Source organism: Amycolatopsis sp. lyj-108 (assembly GCF_046549005.1).
GTDB lineage: Bacteria > Actinomycetota > Actinomycetes > Mycobacteriales > Pseudonocardiaceae > Amycolatopsis.
Genome location: NZ_JAJPWQ010000003.1, coordinates 857333 through 883149 on the forward strand (window position 1 = coordinate 857333; position 25817 = coordinate 883149).

The following is a 25817-nucleotide window of genomic DNA, read 5'->3' on the forward strand; positions in this document are numbered from 1 at the left end:
GCCAAGCTCGTTCCCGTCGGACACGGCGCGAGATCGGAAGGGGGAGGCCGGTGAAGGTGTTCGATCTCGAGGGGCGCGAGTGGACGGTCGATCGCCGGTTCGCGCCGTGGCGCCGGTGGGTCCAGCCGATCGCGGGACTCACCGGCGGTTACCGGCAGCACAAACTCACCGCGGACTGGAAGTTCCCTGACGACGACAGCATGGAGGGGCGCGAGGGAGAATCCGTGCACAAGGTGGCCCGCGGACTGTGGGGAACGCTGGCCGTCGCGGAGATACTCGTGCACGTTCCGGTGTACTTGTTGCTGGGGCTCCTCCTGCTGCCGTTCCTGGCGCTGGAACTGCTGTGCCAGGGCGTCGCGGGTTCCTTCACGCGGATCGTGCGGTGGTTCCGGAAGGCGCCGGCGCGGGTCGACGTCGCCGGGTGGCACAAGGAACATCGCAGCCTCGCGTCGCTGACCATCCTCAAAGTGCGCGACGATCTGGCGGCCCCGCTGGTGGCCGAGCTGAGCGGTCTGCTCCGTGGACGCGTCATGTTCGATCCCGGTGATCCGGCCGTGTACGAGGTGCTCACCCGATTCGACGTGCGGGTGGAACGCCATCGGACCTCGCTTCGTCGGAGATCCGTGCACCGATGAGGGGAGACGCGTCGAGCGGCACTTCGGCCTGCCATGGCGGCTCAGTGGTCGTCGGGTGCCAGCTGCCTGAGGTCGTTCAGGCTCCGGACGACGAGCCGCTGGCGGCCGGTGCTGAGGAGCCCGTCGGCGCGCAGGGTGCGGAGGGTCCGCGCGACGGCTTCCCGTGACGCGGACGCGAGTCCCGCCAGGTCGCGCTGGCTGATCCGCAGGGCGATCAGGATGCCTTCGGGGACGGGCACGCCGTACCGCTCGGCGAGGTCGACCAGGATCGCGGCGATGCGTTCGGCGGCGGTGCTGTCCCCGAATTCGGTGCGGCGCGAGTTGGCGTAGCGCAGGCGGGAGGTGATGATCCGGAGCAGGACGACGGAGATGCCCGGCTGCCGGCGGAGCACGGAGTTGAATGCCCGCGAGGACAGCCACAGCCCGGTGACCGGCTCGACGGCGATCGCGGTGGCCGAGCGCAGGCTGCCGTCCATCGACGCCATCTCGCCGATGATGTCGCCCGGATCGCGGACGGCCAGTACGGCGTCGTAACCGCCGGTGGACACCGACGTGATCTTGACCCGCCCGGTCATCAGGATCAGCACCCAATCCGACCGGTCACCCTCCCGGATGATCACCGTTCCCGCCGGATACCGGCGCAGTTCGGCCTCGGCACGCAGCGCCTTGCGCTGGCCGTCGTCGAGCAGTTCCCAGAGCCTGCCGGGTGGGTCGTGCGGCTCCGCCGCCGGCTGTGTCATGCCTTCTCGTCGCCTCCGTGCGCGATCGTACGAGCAGGCCCGGCCGGGCGTTAACCGGGGATCTCTTGGTATGCCTGGGAAAGGCGCTGGATGCCGTCGCGCAGTTGCGCGCCTGTCGCGGCGCTGACGTAGCTCAGCCGCAGATAGGGCCCCGGCGCCTCGGCCGCGAAGTACATCCGGCCGGGGGTGACCGCTACTCCGGCACGGAAAGCGGCGCTGGTCAGCGCCACTTCGTCGGCGAAAGCGGGGAGCGGCTGCCACAGGTGATAGCCCCCGGTCGGGACCGGGACGGCGGTCCAGGACGGCAGGAACTCCCGCACTGCCGAGACGGCGACGTCGCGGCGTTCCCGCAGCGCGGTGGCGAGGGTCCGCAGATGGCGCGACCAGGCGGGAGAGCTCACCAGTTCGAGCGCGGTTTCCTGCAGCGGCCGCGGTACGAAGAAACTCTCGACGGCGTGGAGCCCGCGCAGCCGCTCCAATGCCGGGCCGCGGGCGGCGAGGGCGCTGATCCGCAGGCTCGGTGACGCCGGTTTCGTGAGCGACCGGATGTGCACCACGACGCCGTCGGGGTCGTCGGCCACGAGCGGGGGCGGGGGAGCCGGGCTGCCGGGGTGCGCCATCAGCCGGGCGAAGTCGTCCTCGATGACGAAGGCGCCGGCGTCACGGGCGATCCGCAGGACCTCGGCACGGCGTTCGGCGGACAGCACCGCGCCGGTCGGGTTCTGGAACGCGGGCTGGCAGACGAACAGCCGCGCGCCGGTGTCGCGGAAGGCGTCGGCGAGCAGTTCGGGCCGGACGCCGTCGCGGTCGATCGGCACCGGGACCGGCCGCAGTCCCGAGGCCCGCGCGATGGCCAGTACCCCCGGATACGTCGGGGATTCCACCAGCACCGGCGCGCCGGGGGCGCAGAGCGCGCGCAACGCCGTGGTCAGCGCGCTCTGCCCGCCCGAGGTGATCAGCACGTTCTCGACGTTCACCGGGCTGCCGATGTCACGGGCGAACCAGGCCCGCAGTTCGGGCAGGCCACAGATCGGCGGCCTGGCCCACGCGCCGGGGCGGCGTCCGGCGCGGGCCGAGGCCGCCGCGAGTTCGCGTTCCGGCTGGAGGCTCGGATGCGTGTAGCCGCCGTTGAGGTCGATGACTCCCGATGGCGGGTCGCTCAGCGCGGCGAGCACGCCGCTCGCGTCGATGGCGCGGGCGCCGGATTGGGAACTCAGCGCCACCTCCTGCCACGACACGTCACCGGTCACCGCTACCTCCCGGGGTGGCGGGGCACGGAAGACGCCGGCGCCGGGACGGGTGATCACCAGGCCTTCGGCGGCCAGTGCGGCGATGGCGCGTGACACCGTCACCGGGCTCACTTTCAGCTGCCGGACCAGCTCCCGGCTGGAGGGCAGCTTTCCTTCGATCGGATAGCGCTCCAGCTCGGACCGCAGCTGTGTGGCCAGGCTGGTGACGCTGCTACCATCGGACATGAGACTGGATGATAGCGCTATCGCGGGCCGGGCAGTAGCGGTCCGCTCCGGGACCGCGTTGGCGGCGCTGGGGGTCCTCGCCTTCTCGTTCACTTTCCCCGCCACCGTGTGGGCGCTCAAAGGCTTCGACGCGTGGACCGCCACCGGGCTGCGCAGTGTCCTGGCCGCGCTGGTCGCCGGCACCTGTCTCCGCGTCTTCCGGGTACCGCTGCCGAGCCGCGATCAGTGGCGTGGCCTTGCCGTGGTCGCCCTCGGCTGTGTCCTCGCGTTCCCGATCCTGACCACGCTCGCGTTGAAGACGTCGTCCACGGCGCATTCCGCGGTGGTGATCGGGCTGCTGCCGCTGGCCACCGCCGTCATCTCGTCGAGGCTGACCGGGCACCGGCCGTCCCGCCGGTTCTGGCTCGCCGCCGCGGTCGGCGCGAGCGCGGTCGTGGTGTTCACCGTCGCGCAGAGCGGCGGTGGACTGTCCACAGCGGACCTGTTCCTGTTCGGCGCGCTCGTGCTGTGCGCGTTCGGGTACGCCGAGGGCGGCAGGCTGGCCAGGGAAATGGCGGGCTGGCACGTGATCGCGTGGGCGCTGGTCCTCGCGCTGCCGGTCACCGGCGCGTTCGCCGTGTTCGGGCTCGCGACCGAACCGCTGCACGTCACGGGCGAGGGGATCGTCGGCCTGCTGTACGTCGCGCTCATTTCGCAGTTCGGCGGGTTTTTCGCCTGGTACCGGGGAATGGCCGAGATCGGCGTCGCGCGGGCGAGTCAGTTGCAGCTCGCCCAGCCGCTGCTGACGCTGGTCTGGGCGGTCCTGCTGCTCGGCGAGCACCTGCCGGCCGCCGCGCCGGTGACCGCGCTGATCGTCGTCGCCTGCATCGTGGTCACTCAACGGTCCCGCAGCTAGATCAACGTCGCGAATCCGCCAGACCGCGGTGCCCGCGCGGTGATGGGCTGAAGCACATGACCGCTTCGACCCTCGACACCTCCGCGCGGACCCCGCTGAAGGGATGGCTCGCCGTCCTCGCGGTGACACTGGGGATCTTCTCCCTCGTCACCACGGAGATCCTGCCGATCGGCCTCCTGACCCCGATCGGCGACGACTTCCGGATCACGCCGGGGACGGCGGGCCTGACCATGACCCTGCCCGGATTCCTCGCCGCGCTCGCCGCCCCCGCGGTCACCGTCGCGGCCGGGCGGCTCGACCGCCGGATTCTGCTGTGCGCGCTGATGGTGGTGCTGGCGCTGGCCGACGTCCTCGCGGCGACCGCGCAGGCCTACTGGGCGATGCTCGTCTCGCGAGTCCTGGTCGGGCTGGTGATCGGCGCCTTCTGGGCGATCGGCTCCGGGCTCGCCGAACGGCTCGTCGGCCCTCGGCACGCGGGCAGGGCGACCGCGGTGATCTTCTCCGCCGTGCCACTCGGCTCCGTGCTGGGCGTGCCCGCGGGGACGTTCGTCGGCGAGTTGCTCGGCTGGCGAGCGGCGTTCGCGGTGATGACGGTGTTCACGATCGGCGTTCTCGCCGCGCTGGCCCTCTCGCTGCCTCCGCTGCCGTCGCGGGGCGCCACCCGGCTCGGCGTACTGCGTGAGATGACGCGGGGGCGGGCGACCCGGCTCGGCCTGCTCGTCACGGTCCTGGTCGTGCTCGCCCATTTCGGGACCTACACCTACGTCACGCCGCTCCTGCGCCAGGTGACGCAGGTGGGCCCGGAGCTGATCACCGTCTTCCTGCTCGTCTACGGCACCGCCGGGATCGTCGGCAACTTCGTCGCGGGCGCCGCGATCGCCCGCGATCTCCGGCTGACCTTCCTCGCCGCGGCGGGGTTGATCGGTGTCGCGGCACTCGCGTTGCCGTTTCTCGGCGATTCGAAGCCGGGCGCGCTCGCGCTGCTGGTGGTCTGGGGTTTCGCCTACGGAGCCGTCCCGGTCTGCTCGGGAACCTGGTTCGCGCGTGCGGCACCGCAGGCGCCCGAAGCGGCGTCGGTGCTGTTCACGTCGTCGTTCCAGGCGACCCTCTCGGCGGGGGCGCTCCTCGGCGGGATGGTCGTCGACGCGGTCTCCGTCCCGGCCGTGATGGTCACCGGCGGGGTGATCGCGCTGCTCGCGGCCGCCGTCCTCAGCCGAGCACGGTCAGCGTGACCAGCGCGGTGGTGCCGACCAGCAGGGTGGAGAGCAGGCCGAGCAGCAGGGCGCGGCCGCCGGTGCGGACGAGCTTGCCGATCCGGACCGCGCAGCCCAGCCCGAACAGTGCCCCGGCCAGCAAAAGCGTGCAGGCGATCTTGGCGACGTCGAGCGCGAAACCCGGCACGACGCCGGTGCTGCGCACGGCGGCCATCGCCAGGAAACCGAGGACGAACAGCGGGACCAGCGGCGGCCGCTTCCCGTCGACGGGGCGATGCCGTTCGTGCATCCCGACCGCGGCGACCATCGGGGCCAGCAGGACCACCCGGCTGAGCTTGATCACGATGGCGACCGCGATGGCGGCACTACCCGCGGGGGTGGCCGCGGCGACGACCTGCGCGACCTCGTGCACGCTGAGCCCGGCCCATTCGCCGATCCGGACCGCGTCCAGCCGCAGCCAGCCGCCGATCAGCGGGACGGCCGCGATGGCGAGCCCGCCGTAGAAGGTGACCAGCGCGACGGCGGTGGCGACGTCGGAGTCTTCGCGTTCGACGACGCCTTCCATCGCGGCGATGGCCGACGCGCCGCAGATGGAGAACCCGGTCGCGACCAGCATCGCCAGGCCACGCGGCACGCCGAGGAGCCTGCCGAGGCCGATCGTGCCGAGGAAGGTGATGCCGACCGTGAGCACCACGGCGAGCAGCGTCCCGGGGCCCAGCGCCAGGACCGAGGGGAGCGAGAGCTGAAGGCCCAGGAGCACGACACCGGCGCGAAGCAGCTTCTTGGTGGTTCCGGAGATCGCCTTCCGGGTCTCGTCCGACAACGACGGCAGCGAGCCGGTGAGGATGCCGAGCACGACGGCGATGGTGAGCGCGCTGACGACCGGGAACGCGGTGCCGACCAGGTACGCGGTGCCCACTCCGGCGCCGGTGACGGCCACCGCGGTCAGGAAGGGCTTCGTCGGTCTCGCGTGCGTGGTGCTCATGGTTCGAGCCTCGTCCGTACCGGGTGACCTCGGTAGCCGGGAATGCGAGGGGTAGGTCATACACTTGGGCTATGACCACACCCGACCTGGAGTCCCTGCGCCTGCTGGTGCTCGTGGACGAGCTCGGCAGTATCGGGCAGGCCGCCGCCAGCCTCGGGATCGCGCAGCCGTCGGCGAGCAAGCGATTGTCCACAGTAGAGCGACGGCTGGGACTGGTGCTGGTCGACCGTACGCGGCGCGGTTCCGCGCTCACTCCCGACGGCCGGGTCATCGCGGGCTGGGCGCATCGGGTGCTGTCCGAACTCGATGGTCTGCTCGACGGCGCCGAAGCGCTGCGCACCCAGCACGAGGCACATCTGCGGGTCGCCGCGAGCATGACGCTGGCCGAGTATCTGGTGCCGGGCTGGATCGGCGAGCTCAAACGCCTCGACCCCGGGCTGTACCTCGGGCTGGAGGTCACCAACTCCGACCAGGCCGCCGAACTGGCACGGGAAGGCAAGGTCGATCTCGGGTTCGTCGAGTCGCCCGGTTCGTTGCCCGGCCTGTCGTCCCGGCGGGTGGCCACCGATCACCTGGTCCTCGTCGTGCCGGGAAGTCATCCGTGGGCGCGCAAGCGCCGGCCCGTGACCGCGGCCGAACTGGCGATCACGCCGCTCGTGGTCCGCGAACCGGGTTCCGGGACAAGGGAGACCGTGGACGCCGCGTTGCGCAAGGCCGGTGTCGGACCGGCGAAACCGTTGCTGGAACTGGGTTCCGCCTCCGCGGTCGGCAACGCCGTGATCGCGGGCGCCGGTCCGGCGGTGATCAGTGAACTCGCCATCGTCCGGGATGTCGCCGAAGGCAGGCTCGTCCCGGTCGCGGTGGACGGCGTCGACTTCGGCCGGGAACTGCGCGCGGTGTGGCCCGCCGGGCGACGGCTCGCCGGTCCGGCCGCGGCGCTGCTGAACATCGCGGTCCGGAACGCGAAATCCCGGTGAGTCCTTTCATGAAAGCGGAGTGCCGGACTCCGGGTAACCGGCCGGATGGCGTATCGGAGGCTTTACTCCTCTAGCTCTTGAAAAGCCCGCGTGTAGGGACTCTCCTGGAGGGGTACCAGCTTTTCGAAGGTGTGTCCTCGTGCTGGGAGTCGTCATGACCGAGGTGAAGGCAGCGCCCCGACCAGACGCCGTCCGCTTCGGCGGGCGAAGCCGGGCGCCCAAGGGCAGCGTGTTCCTCAACGTCGTCCGCACCACCGACCACAAGACGATCGGCCTGCTCTACCTCAGCACCTCGTTCGGGTTCTTCGTCGCCGGTGGTTTCATGGCGCTGCTGATGCGCGGTGAACTGGGCAGGCCGGGGATGCAGTTCCTCTCGCAGGAGCAGTACAACCAGCTGTTCACCATGCACGGCCTCATCATGCTGCTGCTGTACGCGACACCGAACCTCTTCGCCTTCGCCAACTACATCCTGCCGCTGCAGATCGGGTCCCCGGACGTCGCCTTCCCGAGGCTGAACGCGTTCTCCTACTGGCTCTACCTCTTCGGCGGGCTGATGGTGCTCAGCTCGTTCCTCACCCCGGGCGGCGCGCCCGACTTCGGCTGGACGATGTACACGCCGCTGTCCAACGCCGCGCACACCCCGGGCGTGGGCGCCGATCTGGTGATCATGGGCCTGATCGTCTCCGGGCTCGGGACGATCCTCGGCGCGGTCAACATGGTCACCACGATCCTCTGCCTGCGCGCACCCGGAATGACCATGTGGCGGTTGCCGCTGTTCACCTGGAACATCCTGTTCACCACGATCCTGATCCTGGCGGTCTTCCCGATCCTCACCGCGGCGCTGTTCGGCCTGATGGCGGACAGAAGGCTCGGCGCGCACGTCTTCGATCCGGCCAACGGCGGGGCGATCCTGTTCCAGCACCTGTTCTGGTTCTTCGGGCATCCCGAGGTGTACATCGTCGCGTTGCCGTATTTCGGCATCATCACCGAGATCGTCCCGGTGTTCAGCCGGAAACCCCTGTTCGGCTACAAACTCATGGTGTTCGCGACGATCGCGATCACCGCGCTGTCCTTCGCCGTGTGGGCGCACCACATGTTCGCCACCGGTGCGGTGCTGCTGCCGTTCTTCTCCATCATGACCTTCCTCATCGCGGTGCCGACCGGGATCAAGTTCTTCAACTGGATCGGCACCATGTGGAAGGGGCAGCTGACCTTCGAGTCACCGATGCTGTGGTCGATCGGCTTCATGGTGACGTTCCTGCTCGGCGGGCTGACCGGGATCATCCTCGCCGCGCCACCGCTGGACTTCCACATCCACGACACCTATTTCGTGGTGGCGCATTTCCACTACGTCCTCTTCGGCACCATCGTGTTCGCCACCTTCGCCGGCATCTACTTCTGGTTCCCCAAGATGACCGGGCGGATGCTCGACGAGCGGCTCGCGAAACTCCATTTCTGGACCACCTTCATCGGCTTCCACACGACGTTCCTCGTCCAGCACTGGCTCGGCAACCAAGGCATGCCGCGCCGCTACGCCGACTACCTGAGCAGCGACGGTTTCACCTTGCTGCACACCATTTCCACGATCGGCGCGTTCCTGCTCGGGGCGTCGGTGCTGCCGTTCGTCTGGAACGTCGTGCGCAGCTACCGGTTCGGGGAGGTCGTCGAAGTCGACGACCCGTGGGGACACGGGAACTCCCTGGAATGGGCGACGACCTGTCCGCCGCCCCGGCACAACTTCCACGACCTGCCGAGGATCCGGTCCGAACGGCCCGCGTTCGAACTCCACTACCCCCACATGATCCCCCGGCTGCGCGCCGAGGGGCACACCATCCCGTTCCAGCGCCGCGATCAGCCCACCCCGTCGGAACTGGTGGCGGACAAGGCGCTGAAGGACGACACCGCCTGACCGAGGGAATGAGGTACCGCGCATGATCCCCATGGACGTCGAAGGGATGGCAGTCCTGGCTCCGGAAGCGGCACCGGTGATGTTGCTGCGGGAGCGGAAGGGCGAACGCCGCTGGCTGGCGATCACGATCGGCGGCCCCGAGGCGAGCGCGGTCGCGCTCGCGCAGGAGAAGATCCGGCTGCCCCGGCCCGGCACGATCGAGCTGATCGGCCACGTGGTCGAATCGTTCGGGCACCGCGTCACCGGTGTCCAGGTCACCGCGCTGCGGGACGGCATCTTCTTCGCCGACCTGGTGCTCGATTCCGGAATCCGCGTTTCGGCCCGGCCGAGTGACGCGGTCGCGATCGGCCTACGGGCCGGGGTCGGGATCGAGGTGGCGGACGCGGTGCTCGAGGTCGCTTCCGTACGGGTCGAGATCATGGGCTCCGGACCCGACGCGGAACTGCCGTCGGTGCCGCCGGACCCGGTCGCGCAGGAACGGGAGGTCGAGGAGTTCCGTGCGGCGCTGGACAAGATCGCGCCCGAGGACTTCGGGGAGCCGCCGCCCGCTGACCCGCCCACTGACTAGGCCCGGAACGCTATGAAAGGTCCTTTCCTTGCAAAATTTGCAAGGAAAGGACCTTTCATAGCGCGTGAGAGGCGTGCGGTTACTTCTTCGCCAGGCCCTGTTCGATAGCCTCGATGATGCGAGGCCGCATCTCGGCCGCGCTGATGATCGCGTCCACCGAGCCGACCTTCACCGCGCGCTCGATGCTGTGCACGCCGTCGAACTCGGCCGCGACCGCGCCCAGTTTCTCGGACCGCACCGACGACTGGAGCTCGGCCAGTTCCGCGGCCAGCGCGGCGCGTTCGGCACCGGTCGCTCCGCTGAGCTTCTCGGTGAGCGACCGCACCCGCGGGTCCGCCGCCGTCCGCGCGTTGACCTCACCGGCGAACACGACCGCCGCGGCGGGCGCGCCACCGAGCACGGAGGCGAACGAGCCTTCCAGCGCCAGCACCGTCATGTTCGGGTTCAGCGCCTTCGAGAAGACCACGAACGCGCCGCCGTGGTACCGCGAGATCACGGTGAACACGATCGGGCCTTCGAAGTTGACGATCGCCCGGCCGATCTCCGCGCCGTACTCCAGTTGCAGCTTCCGCATCGACTCCGGCGAACCGTCGAAACCGGACAGGTTCGCGAGCACCACGAGCGGCCGGTTGCCGCTGGCCGCGTTGATCGCCCGCGCCGCCTTCTTCGACGACCGCGGGAACAGCGTGCCCGCGGTGTAGGTGTCCGGTCCGTCGGTGGGCGGGAAGCCGCGGCGCGGCACCGAACGCGACTCGATCCCGAGCAGGCACACCGGCCGCCCGCCGAGGTGCACGTCCTGCACGGCCGCGGTCTCCGCGTCCGCCATTCCCGGCCAGCGCTCCAGCACCGGGTGGTCCTGATCCGACAGCGCGCGCATCACGGTGCGGATGTCGAACGGCTTCTTGCGGTCCGGGTTGGCCTCCCGCGAGAAGATCTGGCCGACCGTGGTGAAGTCGCTGTCGACGGCCGCGTGCGGGAACGACGAGACGTCCCGGTCGATCGGGTCGTTCGTGACCGCCTTGCGGGGTCCGGATTCGCCCGGCGCCACGTAGGTGTGGTCGTAGTGCGACATCAGCACGTCCCGCGCCGCGGCGAGGTTCGGCGCCCAGTACTGCGCCTGGCCGTTCGGGCCCATGACACGGTCGTAGCCGCCGATGCCGAAGTTGTCCTCCGCCGAGACACCGCCGGAGAAGTCGAGCGACTGCTTGCCGGTCAGCACCATCGCGGAATCCGGCGTCATCACCAGGATTCCCTTGGTGTGCATGAGCATTGTCGCTTCGGCGTTCCAGTACGGCTGGGCGCCGACGTTGATCCCGGCGACCACGATGTTGATCTCGCCGCCGTCCTGGGTGAAGTGCACGATCCGCTTGAGCGCGGCCGCGACCCAGTCCATGTTCTCGGTGCCGGACTCCATCGAGATCCGGGCGCCAGCCGAGAGCGCGTACCACTCCAGCGGGATCCCGAGCCGCTCGGCGAGGTCCAGCGCCGCGATCACCCGCGAGCACTCCGGCTCCGACAGCGCGCCGAGCGCCTTCGTCGGGTCGCCCAGCAGCACCACGCGCTGGACGCCCTCGGGGTAGCGCTCGGTCGGCGTGGTGACCACACCGGCGACGATCGCCGCCTTGTTGCGCCCCTTCTTCCGGTCGACCGGGACGAGGGTGTTCGTGTCGTCCATGTCGTATTCGGTGAACGAGCCGAGCATCTCGGTCAGCTCGTACGGGTACACCGTGTCGCGGCGGCGGGCGCGCAGGACGTTCTGGCGGTAGTCGTCGAGCGGGAGGATCGGTTCGGTGACGGGTTCGGACACCGACATCTGCACGCCGCCGCTGACGTCGTAGCCGATCCGCACGGCGACCTCGTTGACCTCACCGGTCGCGCGGTCACGCTGCCTGCCGAGGAACTGGACCTCTTCGAGACCCGCGCCCGCCGTCGACGGCTGCACACGCTGGGCGACCGTGTCCAGCTCTTCGCCGGTGAGCTCACTGGTCGGCCACACGTACAGCATGATCCGGTTGGTGTCGAAACGCTTCCTCGGCGGAAGTTTCGCCTGCACCCCGCGGATCGCGTCGAGGCAGCCCGCCAGCGTGCCCTCGACCGCGGGCAGGGCCAGCAGCTTGCCGTCGCTGTCCCGCAACGGGGTCAGGTCACGGACCTGGGCGAGCGCGACCAGCCGCTGATCGGACGGGTTCATCGGCGAGACGCACTTGAACAGGTAGACGTCCTCGTCGCCGGACGGCAAGCGCGTGAGGTCGAAGTTCGCCAGCCGCTGCAACTGCATCCGCTGCGCGATCAGCGGGTGCAGGCCGCGGATCAGCCGCTCTTCGCTGAACCCGGTCGAGGACGGGCGGAAGGTGAAGTGGTGGTGCATCACCGCGCCGCCGTGCCCGGCGACCGTGGTGGTGATCCGCCGGACGCGGCTGGGCAGCGACCCGGCCACGAGGACCTCGCGCAGCCCGGCCGCCATCGCGTCGTCGTCGGCCGACTCGTCGTCCCACGTCAGGTAGAGGTCCGCCTCGACATCGGTGTCGGCGGGCAGCTTCGCGGCGAGATCGGCGACCGCCTCGATCGCCCCTGGCAGCCCGGCGCGGTCGACGGCGGTGGTCGCCATGTGGAACCGCTCGTTCTCGTCGGTGTAGTCACCGGTGACGAAGGTGCAGCCGCCGACGGTGACCTGCTGGACACCGGTGAGCGCGCGGTTGCCGTAGTAGCGGCGGCTCAGCACCTCCAGCAGCGGGGTGTGATCGGTGCCGGGGCGGCCGATCCGCTGCCCGAGCAGGCGCACCAGCGGCTGCGCGCTGGCCAGCATGCTCGCGATCCGCTCGGCGCGGTCCGGCGAATCCGGATGCCGGTCGAGGTGGCTCAGGTGTTTGCGGACCTCGCTGTACACCTCGGCGCGGGTGCGGCGGAGCAGCGGCTGGGCGAACCAGCGGAACACCACACTGCGCGCCAGGTCGCCGACCACCGGGAAACGGAGCTGGGTGGCGGCGATGAGCGCCTCCAGCGCCTTGCCCGCCGGCTCGCGCATCGACTCGAACGGCTGCGGCTCGGTGAGCCACTGCCGCAGCAGCGCGGTGACGATCGCGACGTCGGACGAGGTCCGCTGCTGGGCGAGGAAGATACGGAAGACCGCCTCCTCCAGTTCCGGCGTCCGCTCCAGATCCTCGATGCCGTAGTGCGCCAGCACCTTCTTGAGCTTGTTCTGGAACGACTCCGACAGTCCGGCGCGTTCGACGTCGAGGCTCTGCAGGTAGGTGTGGAAGAACTCGCGGGAGCTGTGCACCCGGGTGTCCGTCTTGACCTCCTCGCGCGCCGGCTTGTTGCGCATCAGCTCGGACAGGTCGGCGAACACGGTCAGCAGTTCGACCTCGCCCTCCAGCGGGCGGTCGCCGTTGTCCTCCAGTTCGGCGCGGGCGGCCAGGTACGCGCTGAGCGTGCGGCGCTCGTCGTGCGGGTCGACGTCGAAGCCGAGCAGGAGGCTGCGCAGATCCTGCTGTCCTCGCGTGATCCGCTGCGCCGCCGACGTGCCGTCGGGCTCCACGGGCAGCTCGATCTCGACGCTGCCGGTGTCCTCGGCGACCTCTTCGCCTTCTTCCGCCAGCGGCTCGAGCCGCAGCAGCGGAGCGCCGGTCTCGACCTGACTGCCGACCGAGACGACGCACTCACGCAGCTTCGCGCGGAACGGCGCGCGCAGCACCGTCTCCATCTTCATGCTTTCCAGCACCAGCACGGGCGCGCCTGCCTCGACTTCCGCGCCGACCTCCAGCGGCGTCGCGACGACGAGCGCGGGCGCGGGGGAGCGGACGACGCCGCCCTCGTCGCGGCTGACGCGGTGCGTGACGCCGTCGATCTCGACCAGGTGGATCGGTCCGTGCGTGCCGGTGACCAGACGGAACCGGGTGCCGTTGACGGTGATCTGGCCGGTGTGCTCGTCGAAACGATCCACCTCGACGTCGGCTGGGTGGACGTCGCCGCCGCCCGCCCAGATGCCGACCCGGAACCGGCGGTGGCCGACCCTGGCCACGCTCACGCGGTACGCGGCGCCACGCAGTTTGAGGTCGAGCGGACGGCCGCTCTCGTGCTGAACCTGCGGGCGGCCACCGTGTGCGGTGGAGAGAAGTCGTTGGCGCTCAACGGCTTCCTCGTCTTCGTAGGCCTCGATCGCGGCGGCCGCGAGCGCGATCGCGGAATGGCGATGCGTGACCAGCTTGCCTTCGCCGCGAACCCGGTCGATCCAGCCGGTGTCGGCGGAACCGTCGATCACCTCGGGCTGGTCGAGCAGGTCGAGCACGAAACTCTTGTTGGTCGCGCCGCCCTCGATGATGACCGTGGTCTGTGCCATCGCGCGGCGCAGCCGGCCGAGCGCCTCGTCACGGTCGCGGCCGTAGGCGATGATCTTCGCGATCATCGAGTCGAAGTCGGCCGGGATCGTGTCGCCTTCGCTGACCCCGGTGTCGACCCGGATACCGGGGCCGGCGGGCAGGTCCAGACGCGCGATGCGGCCGGGCGATGGCGCGAAGTCACGATCCGGGTCCTCGGCGTTGAGCCGCGCCTCGACGGCGTGACCGGACTCGGCGGGCTGAGGGCCTTCGAGCTTGCCGCCGGCCGCGACGTGCAGCTGGGCCTTGACCAGGTCCATGCCGGTGGTCAGCTCGGTGATCGGGTGCTCGACCTGAAGGCGGGTGTTCACCTCGAGGAAGGCGAACAGCTTGTCGCCGGGGTGGTAGAGGAACTCGACCGTCCCGGCGCCGCTGTAGCCGACCGCGAGCGCGAGCCGCTCGGCGGACCGCTTGAGCTCGTCGGCCTGCTCGAGGCTGAGTACGGGGGAGGCGGACTCCTCGATGATCTTCTGGTTGCGGCGCTGCACCGAACAGTCGCGGACGCCGAGCGCCCACGCGGTGCCCTGGCCGTCGGCGATGACCTGGACCTCGACGTGCCGGGCGCCCGTGACCAGGCGCTCCAGGAACACGACGCCGCTGCCGAAGGCGCGCTCGGCCTCCAAGCTGGTGCGCTCGTAGGCGTCTTCGAGCTCGTCCGCGGAGGTGATGACGCGAATACCGCGGCCGCCACCGCCCGCGGTCGCCTTGAGCATCAGCGGGTAGCCGATCTCGTCGGCGGCCTTGACGGCGGCGTCGAGATCCGCGACGGCCCCGCGGCTCCACGGCGCCACCGGCACACCGACCTCTTCGGCGATCAGCTTCGCGCCGATCTTGTCGCCGAGCTTGCGCATCGCGTCCGCGCTCGGCCCGATGAAGGTGACGCCCAGCCGCTCACACAACTCGGCGAAGGCCGGATCCTCCGCCACGAACCCCCAGCCGACCCAGGCCGCGTCGGCCCCGGTTTCGGTCAACGCCCGCTCCAGCACGGCGAAGTCCAGATACGGACGCGCCGACGCCGGACCCAGGTTGTGGCTGATGTCGGCTTCCCTCACGAACGTCGCCGACCGGTCCGCGTCCGTATAGAGCGCGACGGTCTCGATCCGCCGTCCGGTCTCCGCCGAAAGCTCGCGGACGGCGTGGATGAGCCGCATCGCGGCTTCTCCGCGGTTGACGATGGCGACACGACTGAACACCGACTGAGCCTCCCAAGTACATGACACAACAGCTGACCCGTCCCGCCGGATCACGCGCGGGACAGTCTCCTGGACCTGTCTAACAGCCTGCCTCTTACCGGCCGGTACGAGAATGTCGTCGGTGGCGCATGCCGAGGGCCGGGTCTTGTAGGAACCCGCCAAAAAGTGGCCTGGAACACCTCGCCGAGGGGCCTGATGACGTCATGAAGTGGACAACTGGGGGTTCGGCTTGATAGCCGAGTTCGCGAGGTGTCATCCGGTGTTCACGCCGGTTTCATCGGGTTGGTTCTCGTTGCTTGGCCGGTTGGGGATGGTGGCCGTTTTCCGGCGACGGCTGGGGGTGATGGTGGTTCTGGGGTTGGGCAGTGGCTGCCGTCGGGGTGGCGGCTCGGAGTGCCCAGTGGTGAATCTCCGGCGTGGGTTTCGGGTGGTGAGGTTTGTCCGAGCGTTGCGTCGTCGTTTTCCGGCGACGCCCAGGAAGGTCGCCGGATCGGGGAAGGGCGCGGAGGCGGTTGTGGGCCATCGTGGTTGGACTCGGGTGAGGGCACGCCCGGCCAAGGGGCGGTGGTTCTTCAGGTCGAAGGGCGCGGCGGCGGTGCGGGAGACAGCCGTTGCCGTTTTCCGGCGATGGTTCAGAACGGTGGTGGTTCGTCGGCAACCCGAGGTTCGTGCAGGGGCGGCGGCGAACTGTCGTAGGTCTGTCCCGTTGGGGTGGTCACGGTGAGAGTGCCATCCGGGGCGAGCCGGTAGGTCCAGCCGGGTTCGTCCTTGAGCCGATGATCCCGCCGACACAAATCGATCAACTCATCAGCATTGGTGTGACCACCGAACTGCCACGGCACCACATGATCGAGATCGCAGGCCTGCGCGACACGGTGGCAGCCGGGTCTTCGGCACTCACGATCCCGCACCCGCACGAACTCACCCACCCCCGCAGTCGGCCGATACCGGTCCCGACCCAAATCCAGCACCTGCCCCGACAACGGATCGGTGATGATCCGCCGCAACACCGTATCCGGCCCCGCCGCGATCTCACGGGCCAACGACGCCGGGATGTGCCCGTGCCCGGCCAGCTCCGCCGGATCCTCGTTCACACCGAGATAGGTCGCCAAGTCCATGTAGAGAAACACCTCGCACCGTTCCCTTTTCCCGCCCTGGCCGCCGAGCAGCAGATCCAGGGCGACATCGGCACGCAGCTGGTCCAAGGTGCGGGGCTCGTCGCCGGTCTTGAGCGCCCGCGCCTCCCGGTCGATCCGGGTGTAGGCGGCGGTCACCTTCTCCACCGGCCCGTCCTCCACCTCGATCGAGGCCACCCCCACCTCACCCTGGCGCACCACCAGACGACGCCCCGCGCGGTGATGTTCGGTCCGGCGGGAAGCACCATCACGATCCACGGTCGACGCCGCATGACTCGCCGCCTTCCGGATCTGCTCCGAATTCCTCCCCTCCAACAGAACATCCACCGCCCGGGCATCCTCATCCGACAGCCACGACGTCGCCGCAGCCACCTTCCTCGCCCCGAACCCATCCACCACCCCCCGGTCCATCAACCCCAACGTCCGCGGCAACCTGGTGGTCAACGCCTCCGCGACGGAAACCAGGGCACCCGCGTGACCGTCCACAACAGACAACGCGAACGCCACCTCCTGCACCACACTCGAAGCGCCATCGCGATGACGGCCCAGTTGTGCGATAGCGCGGAACCGGACCGCCTCCAACCGCGCGATCCCCTCCGACGCCGCCACAGCGACATCCACAGCACCCTTATCCCCCAACACATCCAGCGAACCATTGACCTCCCCCAGCACATCCGACTCGGTCAATTCCTTCAATAGCGCCACAATGGCGTTCGACGTATCCACACACAGAACATACAACCGACCACCGACAGTTTTCGATCTCACAGGAATCGCGGGTGTTGCCGTTTTCCGGCAATAACGTAGGCCTGCTCGGTAGTGTGGCAGCTCGCCCGACGATGGGGGACCAAGGCCAGGAAGCCCCCGTGCACAAGGAGATCTCCCAACATCCAGCCCCGCGAGCGTCGCCGTTCCCCGGCAACGCCCCAAACCAGCTCAGTAATAGTGCCGCAACTCGCCCCACAGCGCGGACCAAGGCCGGGAAGTCCCAGCGCACAAGGAAATCCGCACCCCTTGCTCGTCGTTCTCCACTCCGAGCCCGTTGTCGTGAACGGCCTCCTCGCGACATCCGGTGAACCACGCCGGAAGATACGGGCCCACGACGACCACGGGCCCGACAGCCTCAGCGGGAGGCGGTCCCCAGTCCGCATAGGACATGTGCCCCGAGTAGACCGCGGGAAGCCCGTAGTACTCCAGGGCTCCGGCTTGTCCGTAGTTCCGCGTGAAGATCACTGCGGTGGAGCGCTGCTCGGCGGGGATCCGAGACCAGACCCGCGTGACCGTCGAAGCCAGCTCCGGCCAGCCTGCCTGCTCGCCTTGTTCTTTGTTCACCACCAAAACCGGCGCCAGCGCGGACACCGGCAGCAAGGGCAGCCCGACGACGAGGGAGACGGCCGCGCCGACGAAAGCCAGCGCGACAGCGAGGGCGCGGCGCCAGGTGCGGTCGAGCAGGCGCAGGCAGGGTTCGGCGCCGGCGGCCGCGAGCAGTAACAGAAAGGGTGCCGAGTAGTACGGTTTTCCGCCCAGTACCACCAAGATCACGCACAACACCGGATAGGCCAAGGCCAACGAGCGAGCCCAGCGCAAGTCCGGATCGCGCCAGAGCCGGAGGGCACCGGCGATCCAGACCGGCACTACCACGGGGGAGAGGTAGAGCAGCTGCATCGGCACGAACAGGATCCGGTTCTCCGCGCCGTCGTCCTCGCTGATACCGGAAGCCACGGTCAGCAAAGGGAAACCGTGGGCCGCCTGCCAGATCAGTCCCGGTGCGGCCAGTGCCAGCGCGAGCAGGATCCCGATGGGGAGCCAGCCGCTGCGGAAGACCGTCCGCGGGCCGACGGCGAGGACCGCGAGGCCGATAGAGGCGACCATCAGCAGGATTAGCCATTTGGCCTCCAGTCCGATGCCGACGACGGCGCCGATCGCGAGCCACCACCGTCCGTCGCCGGTGCGGAGGAGGCGCAGGACCACCAGGCCGAGCGCGCTCCAGACCAGCATGTCGACGGTGGCCGTCGACAGCATGTGCCCGTCGACCACGACGAACGCGGCCAGCGCGGTCATCGCGGCGGTGAGGACCTGTGCGCCGCGGCCACCGCCGAATTCGCGGGCGACCAGTGCCAGCAGGACCACCGTCGCGGCGGCGCACAACGTGGCGGCCACGCGCAGGCCGGAAGGAGTGGCGCCGAAGACGTCCGTGGAGATCCTCGCGAGAAAGGGTGTCAGCGACGGCTGGTCGACATAGCCCCAGGCGAGCCGCTTTCCCGCGGCGAGGAAGTACAGCTCGTCCCGGTGAAAGCCGTACCGGCCCGACACCAGTGTCAGCACCAAGACCTGTATCGCGACCACCAGACCGACAGGACCCCGAGCGAATCGCTCCATCGCGCCTCCCCAGCAGAGGGGGATTCTACTGCGTGGGAGGGGCGAGTTCGACGCGGTTGCGGCCACCTTGTTTCGCTCGGTACAGCGCGGTGTCCGTGGCGACGAGAAGGTCGTCGACGCTGGTGATGTTGGCGGCCGGGTACAGCGCCCCGCCGATCGACACCGTCAGATCCGTGAGCACGGTGTCGCGATCGGGCAGCGCGACCGAGACCACCGCCACCTGATGCCGGATCCGTTCGGCCACCTGGCGCAGCGTCTCCTCGCCGTGGATGTCCGGGATGACGATCGCGAACTCCTCGCCGCCCCACCGCCCGCAGACGTCCTGCTCGCGGATCTCGGCGCGCAGCGCGTCGCCGACCGCGCGCAGCACGAGGTCGCCGTTGGGATGCCCGTAGGTGTCGTTGATCGTCTTGAAGTTGTCGAGGTCGAGGAACAGCACGCCGAGGTTGCGGCCGGCGCGCGTGCGGCCGAGGTGCTCTTCGGCCAGCTGACGCCAGCGGCGTTTCGTGACGAGGCCGGTGGTGGCGTCGGTGTGCGCGTCGCGCCGGTACTGCGTCAGCAGCAGCCCGCGGTGCAGCGCGACCAGCGCGATGACGACCCCGACGAGGACCAGCGGGTTGGCCTGCACGAGGACGACGGCCGTCACGAGACCGAGGCCGAGCGCACCCGCCTCGAGGATCTGGTCGCCGAAGCCGGAGAACAGTTCGCCGATCGACTTGGGCGGCGACGAGAGCGCGATCGCGATCATCACCAGCACGGTGTTGATCGCCCAGCGCAGCGCCGCGGCCACGATGATGACGGCGAGATCGCCCAGCCCGGCGAGCAGCCCGGAGTCGGGCGAACCGGGGTAGTGGCGCATGCCGAGGCTGAGGACGACGACGGCGGCCTGCGTGCCGCAGAGCACCGTCGCGGCGGAAAAGATCCACCGATGGGGGAGTACCGGCCGTTGGTGTGGCCAGATCCGCAGCCATGCGATGGTGTAGGTCACCACGACCATCGCGGCGGCGAGCACCGGAGGCAGCGCGATGACGGCGGCGACGCTCCAGACCGCCTTGGTGTCGACGTAGGCGACCGACGGGGCCCTGTCGTACTCCCGTTGGCGTTCGATCTGCCGGGTGCCCTCGATCGCGATGGCCGCGCACAGCGTCAGGACGCCGAATCGGGCCAGGTCGGTACCGGTCACCGGGATCAGCCGGGCGGTGGCGGCGGTCGAGAGGACTGCGATGAGATTCACGACCAGGACGTAGGAGCGAACAGGTCGCGGCAGGCTCCACAGGTGCCAGGCCCTGAGCCGCCGCCGCGCGCCGCCGAGTCGTCCGTCCACGCACCCTCTTCCGTCGGTGATCTACACCGTAATCGAACCGGGACGGCGACGACCGCGTTGTCTCCGACGATAAGACACGCGGCCGCGAATTCCCCCGGACAGCCCAACCAAAACGAGGGAGGTGCACCGATGCAGGACAACAACTGGTGAGTGTTTTGCCGGATAAATCGCTATTTCGCGGGAGGTGAACGACATGCGGGACAACAACTGGACCTGAGTGATCCGGCCCACAAGAGCGTGCGGCTTCACGAAGGGAGGTGAACGTAGTGCGTGACAACAACTGGACGACCCGTCGTGACAACAACTGGACGTGATGTGTCAGGAACCGTGCTCGCCAACGGGTGTCGTCCCGCCGGCCGGACCCGCGGGATCTTCGGATTCCTCCGGGCCGCGGCGGGACGACACCGCCCGTGACCAGCCTGCCCCGGCGACGCAGGCGACCACCACGCCCGCGCCCGCCGCGACGGTGACCACGGTGGTCGGCGCGACGACCTGGGCCAGCAGCCCGGCCGCCGCGATCCCGGCTGCCTGAGCCGCCCGCAACGCCGCTATCGCGACCCCGATCACCTGGCCGCGATGGGCGGCCGGCGCGGCGAGGCTGTACTGCGTCTGAGTGATCATGTCGTGCGCGGAGAACACCCCCGAGAGCGTCCACAGCACGACGATCGTGACCAGGCCCGGCGCCCAGCCGGTCGGGATCAGCACCAGGCTGCTCGCCACCGTCAACGCGCCCAGCACCTTGACCTGCCGTTCCCGCGGGATCCGGCTCAGCAGGATCCCGCCGAGCACCGAGCCGACCGGGTTCGCGGCCAGCAGCCACGGCAGCGCGTCCGCGCCGCCCAGTTCGGCGGCGACCGGGACGGCGAGGCCTTCGGGCACGACGTAGAAACCGCAGCAGCAGGCGATGAGCAGCAGCCAGCGCAGCGTGCGATCGCGCGCCACCAGGCGGCAGCCCTCGATCAGGGACGGGCGCTCGTGATGGCTCGGTGCCGACGGTGGGAACCGTTCGAGCCCGAAGCGGAGCATGAGCGCGGAAAGCGCGAACGTGGCCGCGTCGATCAGCAGCGCGCCGGGTACGCCGAGGCCGGTGACGACGGCGGCGCCCGCGCCGAAGCCCACCACGAGCCCGGCTTGGTAGGTGGAGGAGATGACGGCCTGCCCGACGACCAGCCGGTCCGGATCGAGCAGATCCGGCAGCATCGCCTGTCGGGCCGCGTGGAACGGCCCGGCCATGAGCTGCACGACGAACAACAGCGCGGCCGCGACGGGCAACGGCAGACCGGGCACCGCCATCAGCGCGATCAGGACCGCGCGGCCGACGTCGGTCACCACCATCACGGTGCGCCGCGAGAACCGGTCCGCGATGCCGCCCAGCGCGCCACCGAGGAGATCGGGCACGAACGTCAGCGCGTACGCCGCCGAAGCCCAGCCCGCCGACGATGTCCGGTCGAACACCAGCACCGTGAGGGCGACCCTGGCCAGCTGGTCACCGGCGACCGAGAGCAGATACGCGAGCCAGATCCGGCGGAATCCGGCGACCGCGAAGACGCTGCGGAACGACGCCGCCCGTGCTGGCATGCGCTTCAGGCTGTCGTGAGGCGGCCACTTTGCGCAACCCTCGAGAAAAATCCGTCCGCCGTGTCGAACCACCGAGGGCCCGTTCGACGTGTGGGTAAGAGAAGGAACGGAGAATCCGATGTCGCATTCACTGGGCCCGCTGGCGAACAATCTGGCCGCCTACGCCATCTACTCGACCGCGCAGACCGAGATGCGCCACGCCTACAAGCTGATCGAGGTGGGCGACTACCTCGGCGCCGCCGCGGAGATCGATTCCGCCGCGCATGCCGCCGAGGTGCTCGCCCGCGCGACCTCCGAACTGGACGCCGAGCGTTCGGAACGATGGCTCAGAGTCGTCGCCGCCCGAAGGCGATTCGCCGAACAGGCCCGCGTGCGCGCCTCGGACACCGCACTGGCCCTTGCCGCTTAACGGAAAGCGCGTCGATAAGTGCCGGGGCTGACGCCGGTCGTGCGCTTGAACCGGTCGCGGAACGAGGTGGGCGAACCGAAACCGACTTCGGCGCCGATCCGTTCGACGGCGTACTGGGTGGTCTCCAGCAGATGCTGCGCCTGCCGGACACGCGTCCGGTGCAGCCACTGCAACGGTGTCGTCCCCGTCTGTTCACGGAAGTGCCGGATGAGCGTGCGCGTACTCATCCCGGCGCGTGCGGCGATGTCGGTCAGTGTCAGCTCGCGCGCGAGGTTTTCCTGCATCCACAGCAAAGTGGGTTCCAGCGCCGCGCCGCGGGGAGCGGGAGGATGCCGCAACGCGATGAATTGTGCTTGTCCGCCTTCGCGTTCCAGCGCCATCACGGAAAGACGGGCGGCGTCGGCCGCGATCGCGGAGCCGTGGTCCCGGCGGATCAGGTGCAGGCACAGGTCCAGGCCCGCGGCGGCGCCCGCCGACGTCAGGATCTGCCCGTTGTCGACGTAGAGCACGTCCGGATCGACGTCGACCTCCGGGTACGCGGCGGCCAGTGCCTCGGCGGCGACCCAGTGGGTGGTGGCGCGAAGTCCGTCGAGCAGGCCCACGGCGGCGAGGATGAAGGTCCCGGAACAGATCGAGGCGATCCGTGTGCCTCTTGCGGCGGCCGAGGTGAGCGCGTCGTGGACGGTTTCCGGCAACGGCCCGGTGGGGTCGGCGGTGCCGGGAACGATGATCGTGTCGGCTTCGCGCAGTGCCTCCAGCCCCCACGGGGCGCGCAGAGTGAAGTGCCCCGCGTCGACGTCCGGCTGTCCGGCGCAGACGATGACCCGATAGGCCGCGCTCCCGTCGGCGAGCCGCGTCCTGGTGAAGACCTCGATCGGTGTCGAGAGGTCGAACGGGATCACCTTGTCCAGCGCGAGGACGGCGACGGTGTACATGACCGCAACCTACCCGCCCGGTGGCGAGATCCCGTTGGAAGGCGTCGTTCACGCCACTGGGACCGGGCTCCGTCCGCTTCTAGCGTCGAACCATGATGATCATCGCGCCGATTCTCGTCGGCTTCGTCTATGTCGTGCTGATGTCGCTGATCCACGAGCCGCACCGCCGCCGCTTCAACGCGGTCATGGTGGCGGGCGCCGGCGCCGCTTATCTGAGCGGAGGCGGCCTCGGGATCTGGGAGTTCGCGTTCACCGCCGTCGTGACTTATGTGGCTTACCGCGGCCTCGAGTCCTGGACGTTCATCGGCATCGCCTGGCTGCTGCACACCGGCTGGGACGTCGTGCACCACCTCAAGGGCGCCCCGATCATCCCGTTCGCCGAGCATTCCTCGTTCGGCTGCGCGATCTGCGATCCGGTGATCGCGATCTGGTGTTTCGCGGGCGGGCGATCGGTGACGGATTTCGTCCGCGCCCGTGTCGGTTCCCGCCGTTCGACTGATCGGGCGGCTTGGCCCCTGGGCCGTTCGATGCGAACATATGTTCTATGACGCCCGAGGGTCCCATCCTGCACGCCGACCTGGATTCGTTCTACGCGTCGGTCGAGCAGCGTGACGACCCGAGCCTGCGCGGACGTCCGGTCATCGTCGGCGGGGGCGTCGTCCTGGCGGCCAGTTACGAGGCCAAGGCGTACGGCGTCCGCACGGCGATGGGCGGCGGCCAGGCGCGGCGGCTGTGCCCGGACGCGATCGTGGTCCCGCCTCGGATGCGCGCGTATTCCGAGGCGAGCAAGGCGGTCTTCGAGGTTTTCGGCAACACGACGCCGCTGGTGGAGGGCATCTCGATCGACGAGGCCTTCCTCGACGTCGGCGGGCTGCTGAAGATCGCGGGCACGCCGAGCCGGATCGCCGCGAAGCTGCGGAAGGACGTCCTGGAGCAGGTCGGCCTGCCGATCACCGTCGGCGTGGCGAGGACGAAGTTCCTCGCGAAGGTGGCCAGCGGTGTCGCGAAACCCGACGGTCTCCTTGTCGTGCCGCACGACAAGGAGCTGGAGTTCCTGCACCCGCTCCCGGTCGAGCGGTTGTGGGGCGTGGGCAAGGTGACGGCGCAGAAGCTCCGCGAGCGTGGCGTGACGACGGTCGGGCAGATGGAAGGGTTCGGGGAGAAGGAACTCGTCCGGATGCTCGGCCGCGGCGTCGGCGCCCATCTGCACGCCCTGTCCCACAACGACGACCCCCGGCGCGTGCAGACCGGTCGCCGTCGCCGCTCGATCGGGGCGCAGCGCGCGCTCGGCAGCAGGCCGCGTTCGCCCGCGGAACTCGACGCGACGCTGCTGACGCTGGCCGATCGCCTGTCCCGCCGTCTGCGTTCGGCGCACCGGGTGTGCCGCACCGTCGTGCTGCGGATGCGGTTCGGCGATTTCACCAAAGCGACGCGTTCGCACACCCTGCTGGAGGCGACCGAACAGACCGGCGCGGTCGTCGCGGCGGCCCGTGGCCTGCTCGCCGCGGCGAGACCGCTGATCGACGAACGCGGCCTCACGCTGATCGGGCTCGCGCTCACGAACCTGTCGAAGGACGACGCCATCCAGCTGGCCTTGCCGTTCGGGGCGAAGCCGAGGGACCAGCTCGACGCGACGCTCGACACCGTCCGGGACCGGTTCGGCTCGAAGTCCATCACGCGCGCGGTGCATCTCGGGCAGGTCGAGGAGCCGTGGGTGCCGCTCCTGCCGGACTGAACCCCGTCGCTAGGGTGTCCCGGTGGCGGAAGTCGAGATCTACACCGATGGTGCGTGCAGCGGGAATCCCGGTCCCGGCGGCTGGGGCGCGGTGCTGCGGTACGGCACGGTCGAGAAGGAGATCTACGGCGGGGATCCCGGGCCGACCACGAACAACCGGATGGAACTGACCGCGCCCATCGAGGCGCTGGAAAGCCTGAAGCGCCGGGTCGCGGTCGACATCTACACCGACAGCACCTACGTCCGGAACGGCATCACCAGCTGGGTGCGGAACTGGAAGAACAACGGCTGGATGACCTCGGCCAAGACGCCGGTCAAGAACGCCGATCTGTGGCGCCGTCTCGACGAAGCCGCTTCGAAGCACGACGTCGAATGGCACTGGGTCAAGGGCCACTCCGGGCATCCGGAGAACGAGCGAGCGGACCGGCTCGCCGTCAAAGGCGTGGAAGAGGTCGTGGGGCGACCCGTGATCCAGCCCGGCGAGCGGTCCGCTCCGCGTCGCTAGCAGCTGACGTTGACCTTCGCGCCCTTGGCGAAGGAGACGTGCACGTGGTCCATGTGGTTGGCGGTCGCGCCGCCGCGGTCCTCCATGGTGTCCCAGCCGCTGCCGTCGTTGTAGCGCTGGCGCCAGATGACGTAGGTGACGCCGAAGTCCTTCTGGTTGGCCAGGAGGTACTCGGCGATGGCGTTGCCGGTGGCGGTGTCCACCATGAAGTCCAGCGCGAGGCCGGAGGGGTGGTCGCTGGCGTTCGCCCGGCCGGCGACGCCGCCGACGTTCTTGACGCCGAACTTCGCCTTGACGTGGTTGCCGACCTGGGCCACGTGCGGCTTCACGCCGGCGAGGTCGGTCGAACACGCCGTCGCGGCGGGCACGGTCTTCTTGACCGGCGCGGGGGCCTTGGCCGACGTCGTCGGCTTCGGGGGAGCCGAGGAGGTCGACGGAGGCGGGGTCGTCGTGCTGGAGGAGGGCGGGGTGCTGCTGGTCGACGGCGGGGGAGTCACGCTGGAGACCGGGGGAGCCTGCAGCGCGAGCGCGGCACTTGCCGCTTCGACGTCAGGGGAACCTGCGGTGGTCAGCCACATCGACGCCGGGAGCGCCGTGGCGACCGCTGCCGCGATACCCGCGGGGAGCTTCCACTGCGGAGCCTTGTTCTTGCGATGTCTGCCGGCCATTTCTCTGATCACTCACCACTTCGGGGACGGGAACTCGCGTCGGGGGCCGCGAGCTCCGGGCAACATTACGAAAAGGACACGGCAATGTCACGCCCGAGTGTGTTCGCCCACAGTTACCTTGATCGTTGAACCAAAAGAGGCTCACGGCCGTACAGACACAAGAAGTGCTTTTATGTGACCA

20 protein-coding genes are annotated in these 25817 nt (G+C 69.5%); 10 read left to right on the plus strand and 10 right to left on the minus strand.

Annotated features, from left to right (window positions below):
• Window positions 1-50 precede the first annotated feature (50 nt).
• A complete protein-coding gene (locus tag ACLJO0_RS15640; protein ID WP_410579232.1) occupies window positions 51-635 on the plus strand; it encodes a hypothetical protein in 585 nt (194 codons plus the stop codon).
• A gap of 41 nt (window positions 636-676) precedes the next feature.
• Here ACLJO0_RS15640 and ACLJO0_RS15645 read toward each other — a convergent pair whose 3' ends face one another.
• Window positions 677-1375, minus strand: coding sequence for a Crp/Fnr family transcriptional regulator (locus ACLJO0_RS15645; protein ID WP_125793931.1), 699 nt, complete (start codon window positions 1373-1375; stop codon window positions 677-679).
• A 50-nt stretch (window positions 1376-1425) separates the two neighbouring features.
• Window positions 1426-2850, minus strand: a complete 1425-nt coding sequence (locus ACLJO0_RS15650; protein ID WP_410579233.1) for a PLP-dependent aminotransferase family protein — start codon at window positions 2848-2850, stop codon at window positions 1426-1428.
• Between ACLJO0_RS15650 and ACLJO0_RS15655 the strand changes: the two genes are divergently transcribed.
• Window positions 2849-3745 carry a DMT family transporter gene (locus ACLJO0_RS15655; RefSeq protein WP_410579234.1) on the plus strand — a complete coding sequence of 299 codons (897 nt, stop codon included), beginning with the start codon at window positions 2849-2851 and terminating at the stop codon, window positions 3743-3745. The genes ACLJO0_RS15650 and ACLJO0_RS15655 overlap by 2 nt on opposite strands.
• 56 nt (window positions 3746-3801) lie before the next feature.
• A complete protein-coding gene (locus tag ACLJO0_RS15660; protein WP_410579235.1) occupies window positions 3802-4977 on the plus strand; it encodes an MFS transporter in 1176 nt (391 codons plus the stop codon).
• Here the strand turns inward: ACLJO0_RS15660 and ACLJO0_RS15665 are convergent.
• Complete coding sequence (locus ACLJO0_RS15665; protein ID WP_410579236.1) at window positions 4955-5944, minus strand: YeiH family protein; 990 nt, start codon at window positions 5942-5944, stop codon at window positions 4955-4957. The genes ACLJO0_RS15660 and ACLJO0_RS15665 overlap by 23 nt on opposite strands.
• Window positions 5945-6015: 71 nt before the next feature.
• Here ACLJO0_RS15665 and ACLJO0_RS15670 point away from each other — a divergent pair, with 71 nt between their 5' ends.
• From ACLJO0_RS15670 to ACLJO0_RS15680, 3 genes are all read left to right on the plus strand, one after another.
• On the plus strand, window positions 6016-6921 hold the full coding sequence (locus ACLJO0_RS15670) for a LysR family transcriptional regulator (protein WP_410579237.1): 906 nt from the start codon (window positions 6016-6018) through the stop codon (window positions 6919-6921).
• Between the two features lie 154 nt (window positions 6922-7075).
• Window positions 7076-8830, plus strand: a complete 1755-nt coding sequence (ctaD, locus tag ACLJO0_RS15675) for a cytochrome c oxidase subunit I (protein WP_410579238.1) — start codon at window positions 7076-7078, stop codon at window positions 8828-8830.
• A gap of 22 nt (window positions 8831-8852) precedes the next feature.
• Window positions 8853-9398: a bifunctional nuclease family protein gene (locus ACLJO0_RS15680; protein ID WP_410579239.1), complete on the plus strand. Its 546-nt coding sequence runs from the start codon at window positions 8853-8855 to the stop codon at window positions 9396-9398.
• Between the two features lie 79 nt (window positions 9399-9477).
• Here ACLJO0_RS15680 and ACLJO0_RS15685 read toward each other — a convergent pair whose 3' ends face one another.
• The 5 genes from ACLJO0_RS15685 to ACLJO0_RS15705 form a co-directional block, all read right to left on the minus strand.
• Window positions 9478-14967, minus strand: a complete 5490-nt coding sequence (locus ACLJO0_RS15685) for a carboxyl transferase domain-containing protein (protein ID WP_410579240.1) — start codon at window positions 14965-14967, stop codon at window positions 9478-9480.
• Between the two features lie 632 nt (window positions 14968-15599).
• A complete protein-coding gene (locus ACLJO0_RS15690; RefSeq protein ID WP_410579318.1) occupies window positions 15600-16772 on the minus strand; it encodes a DUF222 domain-containing protein in 1173 nt (390 codons plus the stop codon).
• Between the two features lie 267 nt (window positions 16773-17039).
• Window positions 17040-18482, minus strand: a complete 1443-nt coding sequence (locus ACLJO0_RS15695) for a glycosyltransferase family 39 protein (RefSeq protein WP_410579241.1) — start codon at window positions 18480-18482, stop codon at window positions 17040-17042.
• Window positions 18483-18507: 25 nt separating this feature from the next.
• Window positions 18508-19806, minus strand: a complete 1299-nt coding sequence (locus tag ACLJO0_RS15700) for a GGDEF domain-containing protein (RefSeq protein WP_370310859.1) — start codon at window positions 19804-19806, stop codon at window positions 18508-18510.
• A 318-nt stretch (window positions 19807-20124) separates the two neighbouring features.
• A complete protein-coding gene (locus ACLJO0_RS15705) occupies window positions 20125-21384 on the minus strand; it encodes an MFS transporter (RefSeq protein ID WP_410579242.1) in 1260 nt (419 codons plus the stop codon).
• A gap of 118 nt (window positions 21385-21502) precedes the next feature.
• On the opposite strand from ACLJO0_RS15705, the gene ACLJO0_RS15710 reads away from it, so the two are divergent.
• Entirely contained in the window at window positions 21503-21793 is a 291-nt protein-coding gene (locus ACLJO0_RS15710; RefSeq protein WP_125794793.1) for a hypothetical protein, read from the plus strand.
• Here ACLJO0_RS15710 and ACLJO0_RS15715 read toward each other — a convergent pair.
• Window positions 21790-22728 (minus strand): GlxA family transcriptional regulator, encoded by a 939-nt coding sequence (locus ACLJO0_RS15715; protein ID WP_410579243.1) that lies wholly within the window; start codon window positions 22726-22728, stop codon window positions 21790-21792. The two genes, ACLJO0_RS15710 and ACLJO0_RS15715, sit on opposite strands and share 4 nt — an antisense overlap.
• 92 nt (window positions 22729-22820) lie before the next feature.
• On the opposite strand from ACLJO0_RS15715, the gene ACLJO0_RS15720 reads away from it, so the two are divergent.
• From ACLJO0_RS15720 to rnhA, 3 genes are read left to right on the plus strand one after another with little or no spacing between them, the layout of a single operon-like run.
• Window positions 22821-23276 (plus strand): DUF6010 family protein, encoded by a 456-nt coding sequence (locus ACLJO0_RS15720; RefSeq protein ID WP_410579244.1) that lies wholly within the window; start codon window positions 22821-22823, stop codon window positions 23274-23276.
• On the plus strand, window positions 23273-24463 hold the full coding sequence (gene dinB, locus ACLJO0_RS15725; protein WP_125794789.1) for a DNA polymerase IV: 1191 nt from the start codon (window positions 23273-23275) through the stop codon (window positions 24461-24463). The genes ACLJO0_RS15720 and dinB overlap by 4 nt, the downstream gene beginning before the upstream one ends.
• 22 nt (window positions 24464-24485) lie before the next feature.
• On the plus strand, window positions 24486-24968 hold the full coding sequence (rnhA, locus tag ACLJO0_RS15730) for a ribonuclease HI (protein WP_396566150.1): 483 nt from the start codon (window positions 24486-24488) through the stop codon (window positions 24966-24968).
• Here rnhA and ACLJO0_RS15735 read toward each other — a convergent pair.
• Entirely contained in the window at window positions 24965-25636 is a 672-nt protein-coding gene (locus ACLJO0_RS15735) for a hypothetical protein (RefSeq protein ID WP_410579245.1), read from the minus strand. The two genes, rnhA and ACLJO0_RS15735, sit on opposite strands and share 4 nt — an antisense overlap.
• Window positions 25637-25817 lie beyond the last annotated feature (181 nt).

Bases quoted from the DNA above. Each gene is read 5' to 3' on its own strand.
- ACLJO0_RS15665 (WP_410579236.1), bottom strand. From the start codon at position 5,944: ATGAGCACCACGCACGCGAGACCGACGAAGCCCTTCCTGACCGCGGTG.
- ACLJO0_RS15660 (WP_410579235.1), top strand. From the start codon at position 3,802: ATGACCGCTTCGACCCTCGACACCTCCGCGCGGACCCCGCTGAAGGGA.
- ACLJO0_RS15710 (WP_125794793.1), top strand. From the start codon at position 21,503: ATGTCGCATTCACTGGGCCCGCTGGCGAACAATCTGGCCGCCTACGCC.
- ACLJO0_RS15720 (WP_410579244.1), top strand. From the start codon at position 22,821: ATGATGATCATCGCGCCGATTCTCGTCGGCTTCGTCTATGTCGTGCTG.
- ACLJO0_RS15695 (WP_410579241.1), bottom strand. From the start codon at position 18,482: ATGGAGCGATTCGCTCGGGGTCCTGTCGGTCTGGTGGTCGCGATACAG.
- ACLJO0_RS15645 (WP_125793931.1), bottom strand. From the start codon at position 1,375: ATGACACAGCCGGCGGCGGAGCCGCACGACCCACCCGGCAGGCTCTGG.
- ACLJO0_RS15670 (WP_410579237.1), top strand. From the start codon at position 6,016: ATGACCACACCCGACCTGGAGTCCCTGCGCCTGCTGGTGCTCGTGGAC.
- ACLJO0_RS15705 (WP_410579242.1), bottom strand. From the start codon at position 21,384: ATGCCAGCACGGGCGGCGTCGTTCCGCAGCGTCTTCGCGGTCGCCGGA.
- ctaD (WP_410579238.1), top strand. From the start codon at position 7,076: ATGACCGAGGTGAAGGCAGCGCCCCGACCAGACGCCGTCCGCTTCGGC.
- ACLJO0_RS15655 (WP_410579234.1), top strand. From the start codon at position 2,849: ATGAGACTGGATGATAGCGCTATCGCGGGCCGGGCAGTAGCGGTCCGC.
- ACLJO0_RS15715 (WP_410579243.1), bottom strand. From the start codon at position 22,728: ATGTACACCGTCGCCGTCCTCGCGCTGGACAAGGTGATCCCGTTCGAC.
- dinB (WP_125794789.1), top strand. From the start codon at position 23,273: ATGACGCCCGAGGGTCCCATCCTGCACGCCGACCTGGATTCGTTCTAC.
- ACLJO0_RS15650 (WP_410579233.1), bottom strand. From the start codon at position 2,850: ATGTCCGATGGTAGCAGCGTCACCAGCCTGGCCACACAGCTGCGGTCC.
- ACLJO0_RS15735 (WP_410579245.1), bottom strand. From the start codon at position 25,636: ATGGCCGGCAGACATCGCAAGAACAAGGCTCCGCAGTGGAAGCTCCCC.
- ACLJO0_RS15680 (WP_410579239.1), top strand. From the start codon at position 8,853: ATGATCCCCATGGACGTCGAAGGGATGGCAGTCCTGGCTCCGGAAGCG.